The sequence below is a fragment of the Caulobacter sp. GW821-FHT09B11 genome (genome assembly GCF_059418205.1).
Genome location: NZ_JBWKPK010000031.1, coordinates 13,561 through 30,406, shown reverse-complemented (window position 1 = coordinate 30,406; position 16,846 = coordinate 13,561). Strand labels below are relative to the sequence as shown.

The 16,846-nt window shown below is 70.7% G+C and carries 14 protein-coding genes, 1 pseudogene and 1 riboswitch; of the genes and pseudogenes, 13 read left to right on the top strand and 2 right to left on the bottom strand.

From position 1 onward, the window contains the following. Positions 1–447: 447 nt before the first annotated feature. Positions 448–2,796: a 5-methyltetrahydropteroyltriglutamate--homocysteine S-methyltransferase gene (gene metE, locus AC07N1_RS20255; protein ID WP_494673427.1), complete on the bottom strand. Its 2,349-nt coding sequence runs from the start codon at positions 2,794–2,796 to the stop codon at positions 448–450. Positions 2,797–2,909: 113 nt separating this feature from the next. After that, positions 2,910–3,124: riboswitch (cobalamin riboswitch) on the bottom strand. Positions 3,125–3,281: 157 nt separating this feature from the next. On the opposite strand from metE, the gene AC07N1_RS20250 reads away from it, so the two are divergent. From AC07N1_RS20250 to AC07N1_RS20220, 7 genes are all read left to right on the top strand, one after another. Then, entirely contained in the window at positions 3,282–3,599 is a 318-nt protein-coding gene (locus AC07N1_RS20250) for a PepSY domain-containing protein (RefSeq protein ID WP_058349335.1), read from the top strand. A gap of 126 nt (positions 3,600–3,725) precedes the next feature. After that, complete coding sequence (locus AC07N1_RS20245) at positions 3,726–4,403, top strand: response regulator transcription factor (RefSeq protein WP_487287973.1); 678 nt, start codon at positions 3,726–3,728, stop codon at positions 4,401–4,403. A gap of 22 nt (positions 4,404–4,425) precedes the next feature. Further along, complete coding sequence (locus AC07N1_RS20240; protein WP_494673426.1) at positions 4,426–5,817, top strand: sensor histidine kinase; 1,392 nt, start codon at positions 4,426–4,428, stop codon at positions 5,815–5,817. Between the two features lie 173 nt (positions 5,818–5,990). Beyond that, positions 5,991–7,325 (top strand): hypothetical protein, encoded by a 1,335-nt coding sequence (locus tag AC07N1_RS20235; protein ID WP_494673425.1) that lies wholly within the window; start codon positions 5,991–5,993, stop codon positions 7,323–7,325. A gap of 263 nt (positions 7,326–7,588) precedes the next feature. Then, positions 7,589–8,707, top strand: a complete 1,119-nt coding sequence (gene ccmI, locus AC07N1_RS20230; RefSeq protein ID WP_494673424.1) for a c-type cytochrome biogenesis protein CcmI — start codon at positions 7,589–7,591, stop codon at positions 8,705–8,707. Beyond that, positions 8,704–9,201: a cytochrome c maturation protein CcmE gene (ccmE, locus tag AC07N1_RS20225; RefSeq protein ID WP_494673423.1), complete on the top strand. Its 498-nt coding sequence runs from the start codon at positions 8,704–8,706 to the stop codon at positions 9,199–9,201. Before ccmI ends, ccmE begins: the two co-directional genes overlap by 4 nt. A gap of 160 nt (positions 9,202–9,361) precedes the next feature. After that, entirely contained in the window at positions 9,362–11,344 is a 1,983-nt protein-coding gene (locus tag AC07N1_RS20220) for a heme lyase CcmF/NrfE family subunit (RefSeq protein ID WP_494673422.1), read from the top strand. Positions 11,345–11,359: 15 nt separating this feature from the next. Here the strand turns inward: AC07N1_RS20220 and AC07N1_RS20215 are convergent. Continuing rightward, positions 11,360–11,460, bottom strand: a pseudogene (locus AC07N1_RS20215) (hypothetical protein); the annotation flags it as partial. Positions 11,461–11,478: 18 nt separating this feature from the next. Between AC07N1_RS20215 and AC07N1_RS20210 the strand changes: the two are divergent. From AC07N1_RS20210 to AC07N1_RS20185, 6 genes are all read left to right on the top strand, one after another. Further along, positions 11,479–11,922 (top strand): cytochrome c-type biogenesis protein, encoded by a 444-nt coding sequence (locus AC07N1_RS20210; RefSeq protein ID WP_494673460.1) that lies wholly within the window; start codon positions 11,479–11,481, stop codon positions 11,920–11,922. 146 nt (positions 11,923–12,068) lie between these two features. Next, positions 12,069–13,646, top strand: coding sequence for a Do family serine endopeptidase (locus tag AC07N1_RS20205; protein WP_494673421.1), 1,578 nt, complete (start codon positions 12,069–12,071; stop codon positions 13,644–13,646). A gap of 190 nt (positions 13,647–13,836) precedes the next feature. Beyond that, positions 13,837–14,508, top strand: a complete 672-nt coding sequence (locus AC07N1_RS20200) for a response regulator transcription factor (RefSeq protein WP_487287981.1) — start codon at positions 13,837–13,839, stop codon at positions 14,506–14,508. Positions 14,509–14,541: 33 nt separating this feature from the next. Next, positions 14,542–14,766, top strand: a complete 225-nt coding sequence (locus AC07N1_RS20195) for a hypothetical protein (protein WP_494673420.1) — start codon at positions 14,542–14,544, stop codon at positions 14,764–14,766. Between the two features lie 8 nt (positions 14,767–14,774). Then, positions 14,775–15,089, top strand: a complete 315-nt coding sequence (locus AC07N1_RS20190) for a type II toxin-antitoxin system RelE/ParE family toxin (RefSeq protein ID WP_494673419.1) — start codon at positions 14,775–14,777, stop codon at positions 15,087–15,089. A 4-nt stretch (positions 15,090–15,093) separates the two neighbouring features. After that, positions 15,094–16,500 (top strand): sensor histidine kinase, encoded by a 1,407-nt coding sequence (locus AC07N1_RS20185; protein ID WP_494673418.1) that lies wholly within the window; start codon positions 15,094–15,096, stop codon positions 16,498–16,500. The last annotated feature ends 346 nt before the right edge of the window (positions 16,501–16,846 follow it).

Here is a 16,846-nt window from a genome sequence, read left to right as displayed (position 1 = left end):
GCGGACCGCTGGCGGTCCGCCTCAACTGCCCTTGCGGCTGAGAGAGGGGTTCCCGCCACAAGGGCGGGAATGACGGGAGGAAAGGTGGGGCGCACCGGTTCGGCGCGCCCTTTGTCGGTCAGGCGGTGAGCGCCGCCCGTGCCGCTTTCGCCGCGGCGACCATGTTGGCCAGGGCCGGTTCCACTTCTTCCCAGCGACGGGTTTTCAGGCCGCAGTTCGTGGATGCACGCGCCGGGGTTGGCTGAGTGGAAGCGCAAGCCATCAAAACTCCCGTCATTCCCGCCCTTGTGGCGGGAAGCCCTGGTTCCGCTCGCACGTGAAACGCAAGCGGCGTGCTGAGCACGCCGCCACTACTGCCCTTGCGGCCGAAAGAGGGGTTCCCGCCACAAGGGCGGGAATGACGGGAGGAAAGGGTGGGGCGCACCGGTTCGGCGCGCCCTTTGTCGGTCAGGTGGTGAGCGCCGCCCGCGCCGCTTTCGCCGCCGCGACCATGTTGGCCAGGGCCGGTTCCACTTCTTCCCAGCGACGGGTCTTCAGGCCGCAGTCGGGGTTGACCCAGAGCTGGGCGGGCGAAAGGCGCTGGCCGGCTTTTTCCAGGAGGTCGAGCATCTCGGCGGCCGCGGGGCTGCGGGGGGCGTGGATGTCGTAGACGCCGGGGCCGATCTGGGCCGGGTAGGCGTAGGCTTCGAAGGCGTCGAGCAGCTCCATCTTCGAGCGGGCGGTCTCGATGGAGATGACGTCGGCGTCCATGGCGCCGATGGCGGCTATGATGTCGTTGAACTCCGAATAGCACATGTGGGTGTGGACCTGGGTCTGGGGGGCCACGCCCGAGGCGGCGATGCGGAAGGCCTCGACGGCCCAGGCCAAATAGGCGTCCCAGTCGCCGCGGCGCAGGGGCAGGCCCTCGCGCAGGGCGGCCTCGTCGATCTGGATGATCGCGGCGCCCGCGGCTTCGAGGTCGACGACCTCGTCGCGGACGGCCAGGGCGATCTGGCGGCAGGTTTCCGAGCGGGGGATGTCGTCGCGGACGAACGACCACTGCAGGATGGTGACCGGGCCGGTCAGCATGCCCTTCATGGGGCGGGCGGTGAGGCCCTGGGCGTAACGCCACCACTCCACCGTCATCGGCGCGGGGCGCGAGACGTCGCCGTAGAGGATCGGCGGTCGCACGCAGCGCGAGCCGTAGGACTGGACCCAGGCGTGCTTGGTGAAGGTGAAGCCCGTCAGGCGCTCGCCGAAATACTGCACCATGTCGTTGCGCTCGAACTCGCCGTGGACCAGCACGTCGAGGCCGATCTCCTGCTGCCAGGCCACCGCGCGGGCGGTCTCGGCGCGCAGGAAGGCCTCGTAGTCGGCGTCGGGCAGCGCGCCCTTGGCGTGGGCGGCGCGGGCCTGGCGGACGGCGGCGGTCTGCGGGAATGAGCCGATGGTGGTGGTCGGCAGGGGCGGCAGGGAGAGTCTGGCCTGCTGCAGGGCGATGCGCTCGGCGAAGGGCGTGGCGCGGGCGGCGTCGGCCGGTGTCAGCGCGGCGGCGCGGGCCTGGACGGCGGCGTCGTGGATCAGCGGCGAGGTCTTGCGCGAGGCGACGGCGGCGCTGGAGGCGGCGAGCTGGTCGCGGACGGCGGCGCGGCCCTGGTTGAGGGCCTTGGCCAGCACTGACAGCTCCTCCAGCTTCTGGACGGCGAAGGCCAGCCACTGGCTGACCCGCGGGTCGAGGCCGGTCTCGATCGAGAGGTCGAGCGGGGTGTGCAGCAGCGAGCAGGACGGAGCCAGGATCACGCGGTCGGGGCCGCGGGCGGAGACGACGGGCTCGACGCGGTCGAGGATGGCTTCCAGGTCGGCGCGCCAGACGTTGCGGCCGTCGACGACGCCGAGCGACAGGACGAGGCTGTCGCGGGCCAGGGCGAGGACAGCGTCCAGGTCCTGCGGAGCGCGGACCAGATCCAGGTGCAGGCCCTCGACCGGCAGGTTGGCGGCGGTGGCGAGGTTGTCACCATAGGTCCCGAAATAGCTGGCGAGAAGAATGCTGATGCGCGGGGCGGCGTGGGTCAGGGCGCCGTAGGCGCGGCGGATCTCGGCGCGCTCGAAGTCGGTGAGGTCGAGCGCCAGGCAGGGCTCGTCGACCTGCACCCAGTCGGCGCCGGCGGCGGCCAGGCGCTGGAGCAGCTCGGCGTAGACCGGCAGCAGGGCCGACAGCAGGGAGAGGGGCTGGAAGTCCTTCGCCTTCGACTTGGCCAGCTTGAGGAAGGTGACGGGGCCGAGGATCACCGGGCGGGTGTGGATCCCCCGGGCCTTGGCCTCGAGGAAGGCGTCGACGACCTTGGTCGAGGCCAGGGTGAAGGCCTGGCCGGGGGCCAGTTCAGGCGCGAGGTAGTGGTAGTTGGTGTCGAACCACTTGGTCATCTCCATGGCCGGCAAGCCGGTCCCGGAGGCTTCGTGCGAACAGCCGTGGTCGCAGGTTTCTCTGCCCTGCGTTCCGCCACCTTGCGTCCCTCTGGCCATGGCGAAGTAGAGCGGCAGGTCCATCGGACCGCCGGTCCAGCCGTAGACGGCCGGGACGGCGCCGACCATGACGGCGGTGTCGAGCACGTGGTCGTAGAGCGAGAAGTCGCCGCTGGGGACGTGGTCGACCCCGAGGTCGGCCTGGCGGCGCCAGGCCAGGGCGCGCAGGGCGGCGGCTTCGGTCTCCAGCCCTTCGGCGTCGAGACGGCCGGCCCAGTGGGCTTCGAGGGCGGTCTTCAGGCGGCGCTGCGGGCCGATGCGGGGAAAGCCGAGGGCGGCGACGGTGACGGTCATTTCATAGCCTCTGTCTCGATGGTGACGGAGGCTGGACGGGGCGCAGGCATAGGCGCGCGAACGGGCTGGCCGACCCGCGCCTGGACTAGCGACCAGACCGGGCACCCCGCCGGAGGACGTTATCTGTCGAGGCAGGTCTCCTGGCTCGCGGGTCGACGCCGCCGTCCTGGCCTTCCCGATGCGCCACCGAGTCGAGTTCGGCGCATCAGTGACACGTATCGGACGGCCGCTCGCCGCTCACAGTTGCGGGGGCAGCGCCGGTTTCACACCGGCTTCCCTCTTAGCTTTGGACGCAAAACGTCCGCAGACCACGACCCGCTTATCAAGCCTGGGTCGGCCGGCATTGTCAACAAGGACATAAAGATATCTTTATGTGATTTTAGATTGTGGTCGGGCGGGGCCTTGGACCGTGACAGGACGTCGCACACCGTTCATAAACCCCGCGTTCAGTCTCCATTCAGCCGTGCTCCTCTAAACCGGACGACATGAAGCCGATCCGCGCCATACTCGCCGCAGCCGCCATCGTCGCCGCCCTTCCGGGCGCGGCTCTGGCCCAGCGCGGCCCGGACTCGCTGGGCGCCGACTGGCGCGCCCGGCAGGACCAGGCGCGTGGCGGCGTGCAGTCGGGCCGCCTGGTGCCGCTGAGCGCGGTCATCGACAATATCGCCCGCCGCACCCCCGGCCGCCTGCTCGACGCAGGGCTGGAGGGGCGCAACTATCGCATCCGCTGGGCGACCACGGACGGCCGCCGAATCGACTTCATCGTCGACGCCGAGAGCGGCCGCATCCTCAGCGGCGGGTAGAGCGTGACGGCTGAGACCATGAGCGATTTCGGCGTTCGTCACGCTCTACCTTTTGCTTGCGAGCCTGTTTATCCGGTTCGGACGGGACCGTCCGAACCGGACAGGCTCTAGGGAGTTCCTCGAGACATGCGCATCCTGCTCGTCGAAGACGATCCCGACCTGTCGCGCCAGCTGAAGCTGGCCCTCTCCGACGCGGGTTACGCCGTCGACCACGCCGCCGATGGCGAGGAAGCCCAGTTCCTGGGCGAGACCGAGCCCTATGACGCGGTGATCCTGGACCTCGGCTTGCCCAAGGTGGACGGGGTGTCGGTGCTGGAGCGCTGGCGGCGCGGCAATGTCGCCACGCCGGTGCTGATCCTGACCGCCCGCGGCGCCTGGAGCGAAAAGGTCGCCGGCTTCGACGCCGGGGCCGACGACTACCTGACCAAGCCTTTCCACACCGAAGAGCTGCTGGCGCGCCTGCGGGCGCTGCTGCGGCGCTCGGCCGGCCACGCCGCGCCGAGCCTGACCTGCGGCGGCCTGCGCCTGGATCCGCGCGCGGCGCGGGCCAGCGTCAACGGCGAGCCGCTGCGCCTGACCTCGCTGGAATACCGCCTGCTGCACTACATGATGATGCACCAGGGCCGGGTGATCGGCCGCACCGAGCTGGTCGAGCACCTGTACGACCAGGATTTCGACCGCGACAGCAACACCATCGAGGTGTTCATCGGCCGGCTGCGCAAGAAGCTGGGCGCCGACCGCATCGAGACGGTGCGGGGCCTCGGCTACCGCCTGATCCCGCTGGAAGGCGAGACCGCGGGGTGACCGCGCGCGGGGGCGAGGCTTGATGCTCGACTTCCGCAAGCGCTCGCTCGTCCGGCGGCTGGTGCTGCTGGCGGCGATCTGGACGCTGTTCGTGCTGCTGGCGGCCGGGGCCTTCCTGACCGCCCAGTTCCGCGACGCCGCCATCCGCCGCTTCGACCAGTCGCTGGCGGTGCTGACCGACGACCTCTATGCCGGCTCGACGGTGGAGGACGGGGTGGTCAAGGCGCCGTTCCTGACCGACATCCGCGCCACGCGGGCCTATTCCGGCCGCTACTGGGCGATCTTCGCCCAGAAGAGCGGCGGCGGGCTCTCGGCGATCGAGCGTTCGCGCTCGCTGTTCGACAGCGACCTGATGCTGTCCACCGCCCAGATCGACCGGCTGACCGCCGATCCGGGCAAGACCCTCTACTTCGACATGCGCGGGCCGCAGGACAAGCCGCTGCGGGCGGCGGCGATCCTGACGCGGCTGCCGGGGCATCCGGCGCCGGTGGTGTTCATCGCCGCCGAGGATCGCTCCCCGATCGACGACGACGCCGACCGCTTCGGCCGGATCACGGCCTTAGCCCTGCTGCTGCTGGGCGTGGGCCTGATCGTGGCCATCGTCGTCCAGGTGCGCTTTGGCCTGCAGCCGATCTTCCGCCTGCGTCGCGAGATCGCCGGGGTGCGCAGCGGCAAGGCGGAAAGACTGGTCGGGCCCTATCCGGAAGAGCTGGAGCCGCTGGCCGGCGAGCTGAACGGCCTGCTGGCGCACAACCAGGAAGTCGTCGAGCGCCAGCGCACCCACGTCGGCAACCTGGCCCACGCCCTGAAGACGCCGCTGTCGGTGATGCTGACCGAGGCCAGCCAGCAGGGCGGGGCGCTGGCGGAAGTCGTCGAGCGCCAGGCCCAGACCATGCGCGAGCAGGTCGACCACCACCTGCGCCGGGCGCGGGCGGCGGCGCGCTCGCAGACCAGCGGCGAGCGCACGCCGGTGGAGCCGATCCTCGACGAACTGGCCGTGACCCTGGAGCGGATCTTCCAGGACAAGGCTGACGGGCGGGGCGTGGAGATCGACTGGCGCTGTCCGGAAGACCTGTGCTTCCAGGGCGAGCGGCAGGACTTCATGGAGCTGGCCGGCAACGTCATGGAGAACGCCGGCAAGTGGTCGAAGGCCCGCATTCGCGCCGAGGCCAAGGCGGACGGCGAGGGCCGCATGCTGCTGACCGTCGACGACGACGGCCCGGGCATTCCGGCCGAGCAGCGGGCCCAGGCGCTGAAGCGCGGCCAGCGGATGGACGAGCACACGCCGGGCACCGGGCTTGGCCTGTCGATCGTCGACGAACTGGCGCGGGCCTATGGCGGTTCGGTGACGCTGGACGATTCGCCCCTCGGGGGGCTGCGGGTGGTGCTGTCGCTGCCGCGCGCCGAGGGTTGAGGCCGCCGCGCGCCACTCAGGCGATAGCGCGCTGTCGTCAAGGTGGAGCTTTCAGCGCCGCGACACTTCGCCCCGCCTTGCGGCGTTGAAAAAGCAGCGGTTTCGGAAAGTCTTAACCTCGTTGGCAACATGGTTGACGCTGCCTGGACATCCCCCGTCCCCGGCGGAGATCGATGCCCGCAATCGCCGCGCACAAACTGCAGATCCTCAGGACGCTGGTCGAGACCGCGCCCGATGCGGCTCTGCGCAGTCTGGAGCTCGCCCTGGCCAACGCCGGCGGGCAGGGGGCGCTGGCGACCGTGCGGGCCATGGTCGAGGACGAGACCGCCGACCGCTACGTCCGCAACACCATTCTTTCCCCCATCGCGCCCCTGTGCCAGCCGCGGCCTGAAGGCCTGCCGCAGTTCCCGCGCCGGGCGCTGGCCCTGCTGTGGAAGGCGCTGAAGGTCGAGGCCCCGCGCCAGGTCGCCGAGGGCGCGGCCCGCTGCAATCCCTGGGATCTCGACAACGGGGCGCCCGACGTCTTCAACGAGCTGTGCAAGATCGCCGCCCGCGGCCTGCGCGCGGCCGATCGGCCCGACTACGAGGCCATCGCCCAGATCTGCGACGCCGACGAGCTGGCCGACTATCTCGACCTGTCGGTGATCGTCCGCAACGCCCTGCCGCGACTGTCGGAATGGGTCAGCCGGATGAGCGGCGAGCGCGCGGCGGCCGCGCGCCTGGCCTATCGCGACGCCTGCGCGATCAGCGACGACGCCGGGCCGCGGATGTTCGAGATGCTGGCGGCGCACCTGCCCGAGCCCTGGCGGATCCTGCGGGTGATCTCGGCGGTGATGGACCGTCCCAACGACCGCTACCTGGCCTCGTCGGAGGTCAAGGAATTCGGCGAGCGGATGCTGGCCGACATCGAGGCCAGCATCGAGCACGTGCGCGGCTTCGACCTGGAGGGCGGCGAGGCGGCCGGACGCGAGGCGGCGGCCTCGGCCCAGCGCATCGCCCAACAGCTGACCGAGTTCGAACAGGCGGTCGACGTGGCCAAGGACGGCCCGTGGGGCAAGCGCCTGGCCAAGTTCAAGCAGGCCGCGGCCCAGGCGGCCGAGACGCGGATGAACGCCGCCGACAAGGAGCTGGGCCTGGCCTTGCCGCTGCGGCCGATCTCGATGATGGGCAAGATGGGCGGCGGCAAGGGCGTGCCGAAGCTCGAAGAGGCGCCGGACGCGGCCCTGGTGCGCCGCGCCGCCTCGGCCCTGGCCTTCATCGAGGACCTGCGGCCCTGCGCGGCCCAAGCCGGCTACGGCTCGACCCGCGCCAAGGTGCTGGAGAAGCTGAACCAGCGGCTGGACCAGTACATCGAGGACAGCCTGCACGTGGCCCGCACCGGCGAGGGCGGCGACCCGCAGGTGGCCCGCGCCTATCTCGAGATCGCCGCGGCCTACATCGCCCACACCCGCGACGAGAAGACCGCCGAGATCGTCCGCCGCCGCGCCGTCGCGGCGATGGCGGCTTAGGGGCGGGCGCCCTTCAGATCGCCTTCCTGGGCCTCGTGCCCAGGATCCATCGGTCAGTTGCTCAGGCCTTTCGAGGCTGGTCGAGGTCTGAGCGGTCGCCGGCATGGGTCCTCGCCACAGGGGCGAGGGAGGCGACTTCGGGGGCGCGGTGGGACGTTGGGCCTCGGGCGCTGATCCGGGACCCGGCGGGCGCCGCGACTCAATCTGCGCCTTACGTGTTTTTTTCACTGACGCGCGGGTCGATCTGCGGCTAACAGCGAACCATGATCGGTTTTTGGATCGCCGCCGCTGGTCTTTCGGCCGCCGCCGCCGCCCTGGTGCTGCGGGGGGCCGCGCACGGGCTCGCGCCCGCCGGGGACGACCCGGCCCTGGCCGTGCATCGCAGGCAGCTTTCCGAGATCGACGACCTGGCCGAGCGCGGCCTGCTGGCCGACAGCGAGCTGAAGGCCGCCCGCGCCGAGGCCGGACGCCGGCTGCTGGCCGCCGCCGACCAGGGCGCGGCCGACTGGCCCCAGGACGGGAAAGGCCCGCGTCGCGCGGTGGTGGCCGTCGCCGCGATCGCCGCTCTGCTGGCGGTGGTGGTCTATGTACTGGTGGGCGCGCCCGGGGCGGCCGACCAGCCGTTCGCCCGTCGGGTGGCCGAGTGGAAGTCGAGCGATCCGTCGACGCTGGACCCGCCGCGCATCGCCGCGGTGCTGGAGCAGGCGGCCAAGACCCGCCCCAACGATCCCGAGCTCTATCGCAACCTCGCCCTGGTGCGCATCGCCGGCGGCGACGCCGTCGGGGCCGGCGAGGCCCTGCGCCGCGCCGTGCGGCTGGCCCCGCAGCGGGCCGACCTGTGGACCGCTCTCGGCGAGACCTTCGTGGCCGGCGACAACGGCCAGGTCGGTCCCGACGCCCGCATGGCGTTCAGCGAGGCGCTGAAGCGCGACCCGAACGACCTTTCCGCCCGCTATCACCTGTCCAAGGCCCTGATCGCCGACGGCCGGCTGGACGAGGGCCTGGCCGGGTGGCGCGGCCTGCTGGCCTCGCTGCCGCCGGCCGACGAGCGCCGCGCGATCCTGACCGCCGAGATCGACCGCACGGCCAAGGCCGGCCGGCTGGTCGAGCCGAATTCGCAGGCCGCCCAGGCGGCGGCGGATGGCGGCGTCACCCCCGACATGATCCAGGGCATGGTCGACAGCCTGGCCGCCAAGCTGGCCGCCGATCCCGACAACGCCGACGGCTGGGTGCGGCTGGTCCGCGCCTATGGCGTGCTGGGCGACACCGCTCGCCGCGACGCCGCCCTGAAGACCGCGACCGAGCGCTTCAAGGACCAGCCGCGCGTGCTGGCCGCCCTGCGCCAGGCCGCCGATGCGCCGCCTGCTTCGAGCCCCCGATGAGCTTCCTGCCCAAATCCCGCAAGGCGCGCCGCCGCCTGACCATCCTGCTGGCGATCGCGCCTGTCGCCGCCCTGGCGGCGGGGCTGGCGCTGTACGGCATGCGGGACTCGATCTCGCTGTTCTACACCCCGGCCCAGGCCCAGGAGGCCCACGTGCAGGCCGGCCGCAAGGTGCAGCTGGGCGGGCTGGTGCAGGCCGGCAGCGTGGTCAAGCATCCCGACGGCCTGGTGGAGTTCGTCGTCGCCGACCAGAGAGCGACCAGCAAGGTGCGCTACCAGGGCGACCTGCCCGACCTGTTCCGCGAGGGGCAGGGTATCGTCGCCTCGGGATCGTTCGACGAGAGCGGCGTCTTCGTCGCCAAGCAGGTGCTGGCCAAGCACGACGAGCGCTACATGCCGCGCGAGGTGGCCAAGGCCATCAAGGAGCAGGGCGAGTGGCGCGGCGAGGGAAGCGGCAAGCCCAGCTACGACGCGCCCGGAGCGAGCAAGCCTTGAACGCTTCCCATCACCTCTGCGGCCCTTCTCCCCTTGCGGGAGAAGGTGGCGGCGCCAGCCGACGGATGAGGGGTTTTGCTCCCCTGTCCGCGCGACCCCTCATCCGACCCGCTGCGCGGGCCACCTTCTCCCGCAAGGGGAGAAGGGGAGATCTCATCCGATGATCGTCGAGTTCGGCGCGTTCGCCCTCGTCCTGGCCCTGGTGCTGTCGGTCGCCCAGACCGGCCTTTCCGCCGTGGGCGGCGCTCGGCGCTCGGGTGCCCTGGCGGGCGCGGGACGCGGCGCGGCCGTCGCGACCTTCGCGGCCCTGGCCTGCGCCTTCGCGGCGCTGATCTACGCCTTCGTCACCTCCGACTTCTCGGTGGCCAACGTCACGGCCAACTCCCACACCGCCAAGCCGCTGCTCTACAAGGTGGCCGGCGCCTGGGGCAGCCACGAGGGCTCGATGCTGCTGTGGTGCCTGGTGCTGACCGGCTACGGCGCGGCCATGGCGGTGTTCGGCGAGCGCCTGCCGCCGCGCCTGCGGGCCTACGCCATCGCGGTGCAGGGCGCGCTGGGCGTGCTGTTCCTGGCCTACACCGTCTTCGCCTCGAACCCGCTGACCCGCCTGCCGGACCCGCCGGTGGAGGGCCGCTCGCTCAATCCGCTGCTGCAGGACTGGGCCCTGGCCGTGCATCCGCCGTTCCTCTATTCGGGCTATGTCGGCTTCTCGGTGGTGTTCTCGCTGGCGATCGCCGCCCTGATCGAGGGCAAGGTCGATGCGGCCTTCGCCCGCTGGGTGCGGCCCTGGACCCTGGCGGCCTGGAGCCTGCTGACCGTCGGCATCACCCTGGGCGCCTTCTGGGCCTATTACGAGCTGGGCTGGGGCGGCTGGTGGTTCTGGGACCCGGTCGAGAACGCCAGCTTCATGCCCTGGCTGATCGGGGCGGCCCTGCTGCACTCGGCCATCGTGCTGGAGAAGCGCGGCGCCCTGCCTGGGTGGACGGTGTTCCTGGCCCTGGCGGCCTTCGGCTTCTCGATGCTGGGGGCGTTCCTGGTGCGCTCGGGCGTGCTGACCAGCGTCCACGCCTTCGCCGTCGACCCGACGCGGGGCGTGCTGCTGCTATCGATCATGGGCGTCGCGGCCGGCTTCGGCTTCGTGCTGTTCGCCATCCGCGCGCCCAGCCTGAACGCCGGCGGCCTGTTCGCGCCGGTCAGCCGCGAGAGCGCCATCGTGCTCAACAACATCATCCTGTCGGCGGCGACGGCGACGGTGCTGCTGGGCACGCTCTACCCGCTGATCCGCGAGGCGCTGGACGGCGAGGCCGTCTCGGTCGGGCCGCCGTTCTTCAACCTGACCTTCACGCCGCTGCTGGTGCTGGCCCTGGCCATCCTGCCGGCCGGGCCGCTGCTGGCCTGGAAGCGCGGCGACGCCCGCCTCGTCGTGCGGCGGCTGTGGCTGGCGCTGGTGATCGCCGCCGTGCTGGGTCTGGCCGCCTACGCCGTGGTCACCCCGCGCAAGGCGCTGGCGAGCCTGGGCCTGCTGCTGGGCTTCTGGCTGATCGGCGGCGCGCTGGCCGAGCTGGCCGAGCGGGTGAAGGCCTTCCGCGCGCCCTGGGCCGAGGTGCGCCGGCGCCTCTCGGGCCTGCCGCGCGGGGCCTGGGGCATGACCATCGCCCATGCCGGCCTTGGCCTCTTCGTGCTGGGCGCCAGCTTCGAGACCGCCTGGCGGATCGAGAGCGCCCAGGCCCTGGGCGTCGGCGGCAAGATCGAACTGGGCGCCTATGTGCTGACCCTGACCGACGTCGGCACGCTGGACGGGCCCAACTACCTGGCCGAGCGCGGCGTGGTGCGGATCGAGAAGAAGACGGGTGGTTTCGTCTGCACGGCCGAGCCCGAGCGGCGGTTCTTCCCGGTCGGCGGCCAGACGACCTCGGAGGTGGCGCTGTGCCCGCGCGGCCTGGACGACCTCTACGTGGTCATCGGCGAGCGGCGGGCCGGTCCGGCGGGCGAGCCGGCCTGGCTGGTGCGGGCCTATGTCAATCCGTGGGTGCGGCTGATCTTCCTGGGACCGCTGATCATGGCCCTGGGCGGGGCGGTGTCGCTGTCGGACCGCCGGCTGCGGATCGGCGTGGGGCGGAAAGCCAAGGGAGCTGAGGCGTGAGCGCGCTCCAAGCGGTCCTTCTCCCCTTGCGGGAGAAGGTGGCCCGCGCAGCGGGTCGGATGAGGGGTCTCTCAGAACCCTCTGTGCGACCCCTCATCCGTCGGCTTCTCCCGCAAGGGGAGAAGGGGCGCGTGCTGATTGTTACCCTGGCCGCCGTCGCCTGCATGGCCGCGGCGTCGGACCCGTCCGAGCGGCTGGCCGATCCGGGGCAGGAGGCCAGGGCGCGCGAAATCTTCAAGCAGGTGCGGTGCCTCGTCTGCCAGAACGAGTCGATCGACGATTCCGAGGCCGACCTGGCCCGCGACCTGCGCGTGCTGGTGCGCGACCAAGTGAAGCAGGGCCGGAGCGACGGCGAGATCCGCGCGTTCCTGACGGAGCGCTACGGCGAGTTCGTGCTGCTGAAGCCGCCGTTCTCGGCCGGCAACGCGGTGCTGTGGCTGACGCCGCTGGCGGTTCTGCTGGCCGGCGGCGGGCTGATGGTCGCGCTGTTGCGACGACGGCGGGAGGCGGAAGCGCCGCCCGAGGCGCTGTCGGCCGAGGAGGAAGCGCGGCTGCGCGGTCTGCTCGGGAAAGAATGACACGATTGCGCCGCGATGACGCCGCAAGAAGCGCCGCGTGGGTGAAGGAAAGATAATCCTAGAACCGTTGCACGAATTGCTGGTGCGACTAGGTTCTGTTCGACAGAACCCGGCGCAGAGCGCCGTGGGTTGAGGAAAGACGAAAGATGGCTGCTCGGAAGTCAGGATTCATTGTTGGCGCCGTCGCGGGGGCGGGCGTCGCGTGCGCCGCCCTGGCGGGCGTGGGCATGCGGATGGGACCGGCCGGCGCCGCGGAGCAGGAGCCGCAGCTGGTGCGCGCCTCGGCCACCGCCGCCCCGATGTTCGCTCCGCCGCCCGGCGCGCCGCTGTCCTTCGCCGACATCTTCGAGAAGGTCTCGCCGGCCGTCGTGCAGATCGACGTGACGTCAAAGGCCGATCCCAAGGCCCGCCTGCGCATTCCGGGCCTGGAAGGCCTGCCGTTCGACATCGTGCCCAAGGGCCAGAAGCCGGGCGAGGACGGCGACGACGCCGCCCAGGCGCCCAAGCAGCAGTCCTCGGGCTCGGGCTTCTTCATCTCGGCCGACGGCTACATCGTCACCAACAACCACGTGGTGGCCGACGCCGACACCGACGGCATCAACGTCGTCATGAAGGACGGCCGCGAGCTGAAGGCCACCATCGTCGGCCGCGACGAAAGCACCGACCTGGCCGTGATCAAGGTCATCGATCCCAAGGCCAAGGGCGCGGCGTTCCCGTTCGTGAACTTCGAGAACCAGGCCCGTCCGCGCGTCGGCGACTGGGTGATCACCATCGGCAACCCGTTCGGCCTGGGCGGCACCGCCACGGCCGGCATCATCTCGGCCTATGGCCGCGACCTGGGCGACAACTCCTCGCAGTTCGTCGACTACATCCAGATCGACGCTCCGATCAACCGCGGCAACTCGGGCGGTCCGTCGTTCGACATCTACGGCCGGGTGATCGGCGTGAACACGGCGATCTTCTCGCCGACCGGCGGCTCGGTGGGCATCGGCTTCGCCATCCCCGCCGACGTGGCCGAGGCCACCGCCAAGCAGCTGATCAACGGCGGCAAGGTGGTGCGCGGCTATATCGGCGCCCAGATTCAGCCCTTCACCAGCGAGATGGCCGAGGCCCAGGGCCTGGCCGACGTCAAGGGCGCCATCGTCGCCGACCTGGTGCCGGGCGGTCCCGCCCAGCGCGGCGGCCTGATGCCGGAAGACGTGGTCACCTCTGTCAACGGCGTGGCCATCAAGAGCGGTTCGGAATTGACCCGCGAAGTCGCCAAGGCCCGTCCGGGCGAGGTGATCAAGCTGGCCGTCCTGCGCGGCGGCAAGCCCCGCACCGTCGAGATCCGTTCGGGCGTGCGTCCGACCGAGAAGGAACTGGCCGACAACGACAACGAGGACGGCAACGATCCGGCCGCTCCGGCCAAGCCGGCGGCTCCCAAGGTCGAGGCCCTGGGCATGAGCCTGTCGCCGCTGGACGACGCGGCCCGCAAGGCCAACGGCATCGACACCGCCGTGAAGGGTCTGCTGATCGACAGCGTCAAGGCCTCGTCCGACGCCGGCGAGAAGGGTCTGCGCAAGGGCGACGTGGTGACCAGCGTCAACGGCGAGGCGGTCTCGACCGTCGCCGAGGTCAACGCCCAGGTCGAGGCGGCCAAGAAGCTGCAGCGTCCGAGCGTCAACCTGCGCATCGTCCGCGCCGGCCGTCCGACCATCGTGCCGCTGAAGATCGCGCCGTAAGCGTTCTCGCAGCGTGAACCGATCGATCCCGCCCCGGCAGATGCCGGGGCGGGATTTTTCGTATGTGACCAAGGTTTAAGGTACGCTCGCGCGTAAAGCCGGTATCAGACCGCTCGCTATCGCTCCGGTCGACAGAATCGGGAGAACGTGGGTTGTTTCTCCATCCGGACGGCGCACGAGGGGTTGGCTGATGCGTATTCTGATCATCGAGGACGATCTGGAGGCCGCCGCCGCCATGTCCCACGGCCTGACCGAGGCCGGCTACCAATGCGTCCACGCGCCGGACGGCGAGGCGGGCCTGACCGAGGCCGGCAAGGGCGGCTTCGACGTGCTGATCGTCGACCGCATGATGCCCAAGAAGAACGGCGTCGAGGTGGTCTCGACCCTGCGCCGCGAAGGCGACCAGACGCCGGTGCTGTTCCTGTCGGCCCTGGGCGAGGTGGGCGACCGCGTCGACGGTCTGAAGGCCGGCGCCGACGACTACCTGGTCAAGCCGTACGCCTTTCCCGAGCTGATCGCCCGCGTCGAAGCCCTGTCGCGCCGTCGCGAGACGGGCGCGGTGGCCACGACCCTGAAGGTGGGCGAGCTCGAGATGAACCTCATCAACCGCACGGTCCATCGCCAGGGCAAGGAGATCGATCTCCAACCCAGAGAGTTTCAACTCTTGGAGTTCATGATGCGCCACGCCGGCCAGTCGGTGACCCGCACCATGCTGCTGGAGAAGGTGTGGGAATACCACTTCGACCCGCAGACCAACGTCATCGACGTGCACATCTCCCGCCTGCGTTCGAAGATCGACAAGGGGTTCGACCGGGCCATGCTGCAGACCGTGCGCGGGGCAGGCTACCGGCTCGATCCGTAGGCGGCCTGCGGGACCCGTGTTAGGCTGAGCGCCATGAACAAGCCTTCCAAGCCCGTTCCGGACGACGAGGTCGACGACGGCCTTGGCCCGATCCCCTCCGAGGAGGAGATGGAGGCCTGGATTGTTCGGAACCGTGACGCCATCAACGAGTCGATCATCGAGGCGGATCGAGAGTTCGCCGAGGGCAAGGCCGAGCCCTGGACCATGGAGGACGTCATGGCTGAGGTTCAGGAAATCCTGCGCAAGGAAGGCCGCTAGCGAGCGACATGGTCGGGGGCAGGATCGAGAGGAGCTCCAGGGCGCGGAGTGATGCGCTCAAGCTGTCTCTTTGGATCACGCGTGAGAGCGGCATCGGGCGCGCTCGGGCGGTTTCCGATCGGCTGGAGGCCGCTTTGGAAATGTTGGCTCGGCGTCCTTTGCTCGGCAGGCCGCGCCCTGACTTCCCGGCGACGCCGCGTTCGTTTTCGGTCCCGCCCTGGGTGATCGTCTACCGGCCGCTGCCCGATCAGGCTGGAATTCTGGTGCTCCGCATCCTCGACAGCCGCCAAGACACCGCCGCCCTGATGGGCAAGAAGAGCTAGACCCATGCGCCTGCCGCGCCTCGTCCGATCCACGCCGTTCCGGCTGACCCTGCTGTTCCTGGCCCTGTTCGCCGCCGCGGCGACGGCCTTCCTCGGCTATATCTACATCGCCACCGCCGGCGAGGTGGACCGCCGCGCCGACGCCGAGATCACCCGCGAGATGGAGAGCCTGGAGGCGGCCTATCGCCAGGGCGGGGTCAACGCCCTGAACCAGACCCTGGTCGAGCGGGCCATCGGCGAGCGGCCGTTTCTCTATTACCTCGCCGGCAAGGACGGCAAGCGGATCACCGGCTCGATCGAGGAGTCGCCGATCGACGACTTCACCGGCTCGGGGCCGACCTGGCGCGGCTTCACCCTGACCGAGACCGACCTCGACGGCGCCCCGGTGCGGCGCTCGGCGCGCGGGGTTCAGGAGCGATTGAGCGGCGGCGAGATCCTGTTCGTCGGGGCCGACGTCGCCGAGTCCCAGGGCTATGTGATGAAGATCGTCCGGGCCCTGTGGGGGGCGGGGGCGCTGGTCATCATCCTGGGCTTGGCCGGCGGGGTGCTGATCAGCCGCAATGTCAGCCGCAGCATGCAGGGCCTGGTGGACGTGGTGAACGCCGTGCGCTCGGGCGACCTGCACGCCCGCGCCAAGCTGCGCGGCACGCGCGACGAATATGACGAGCTGGCCGAGGGCCTGAACGACATGCTCGACCGCATCGAGCGGCTGATGGGCGGCCTGCGCCACGCCGGCGACGCCATCGCCCACGACCTGCGCTCGCCGCTGACCCGCCTGCGCGCCCGCATGGAGGTGGCCCTGATCGACGCCGAGAACGGCAAGGGCGATCCGGTGGCGGCGCTGGAAACGGCGCTGATGGACGCCGACGGCGTGCTCAAGACCTTCAACGCCGTGCTGGCCATCGCCCGCCTGCAGGCCGCCGGCCAGGCCCCCGACCAGAAGCCCTTCGACGCCAGCGAGCTGGCGACCGACATGTCCGAGCTCTACGAGCTGTCGTGCGAGGACAAGGGGCTGGACTTCAAGGCCGAGGTGACGCCGGCCCTCAGCTTGCGCGGCAATCGCGAGTTCATCGCCCAGGCCCTGGCCAACCTGCTCGACAACGCGATCAAGTACACGCCGGAGGGCGGGGCGATCATGATGCGCCTGCGCCGCCGCTCGTCGGGCGAGCTGGAGTTCTCGGTCACCGATACGGGTCCCGGCGTACCCGAGGCCGACCGCGCCCGCGTCGTCCAGCGCTTCGTGCGCCTGGAGAACAGCCGCAGCGAGCCGGGGGCGGGCCTTGGCCTGTCGCTGGTGCAGGCGGTGGCCGCCTCGCACGGCGGCCGTCTGGAACTGGCCGAGGGGCCGGGCGAATACAACGGCATGGGCCCTGGCCTGCGCGTGGCCCTGGTGCTGCCCCGGGTGGAGTAGGGTTCCAATCTTCCCGTCATTCCCGCCACAAGGGCGGGAATGACGGGAGAACTGGGAGGCGTCCGCGCGCCCGGCCGCTACCCCCACCCGACGTCGAAGCGCGTTCGTCCCAGGCGTCGCCCGATATGTTCAAGCCCGCTCCCGGTCCGTCGGCCACTGTGCGCCTCGTTCGGGGAGGCGACGACGCGCCGCCCTGACTGTTCGATGCAGAGGGGCGACCGATGACCAATCCTTCCACAGATGACGGCGCCTCCCGCCGCGACGTGCTGACCGCGGGCCTTGGCCTGGCGGCCTTCGCGCTCGCGCCGCCCTTCGCCGCGGCTTCGGCCGCGCCTCTTTCCTCCCA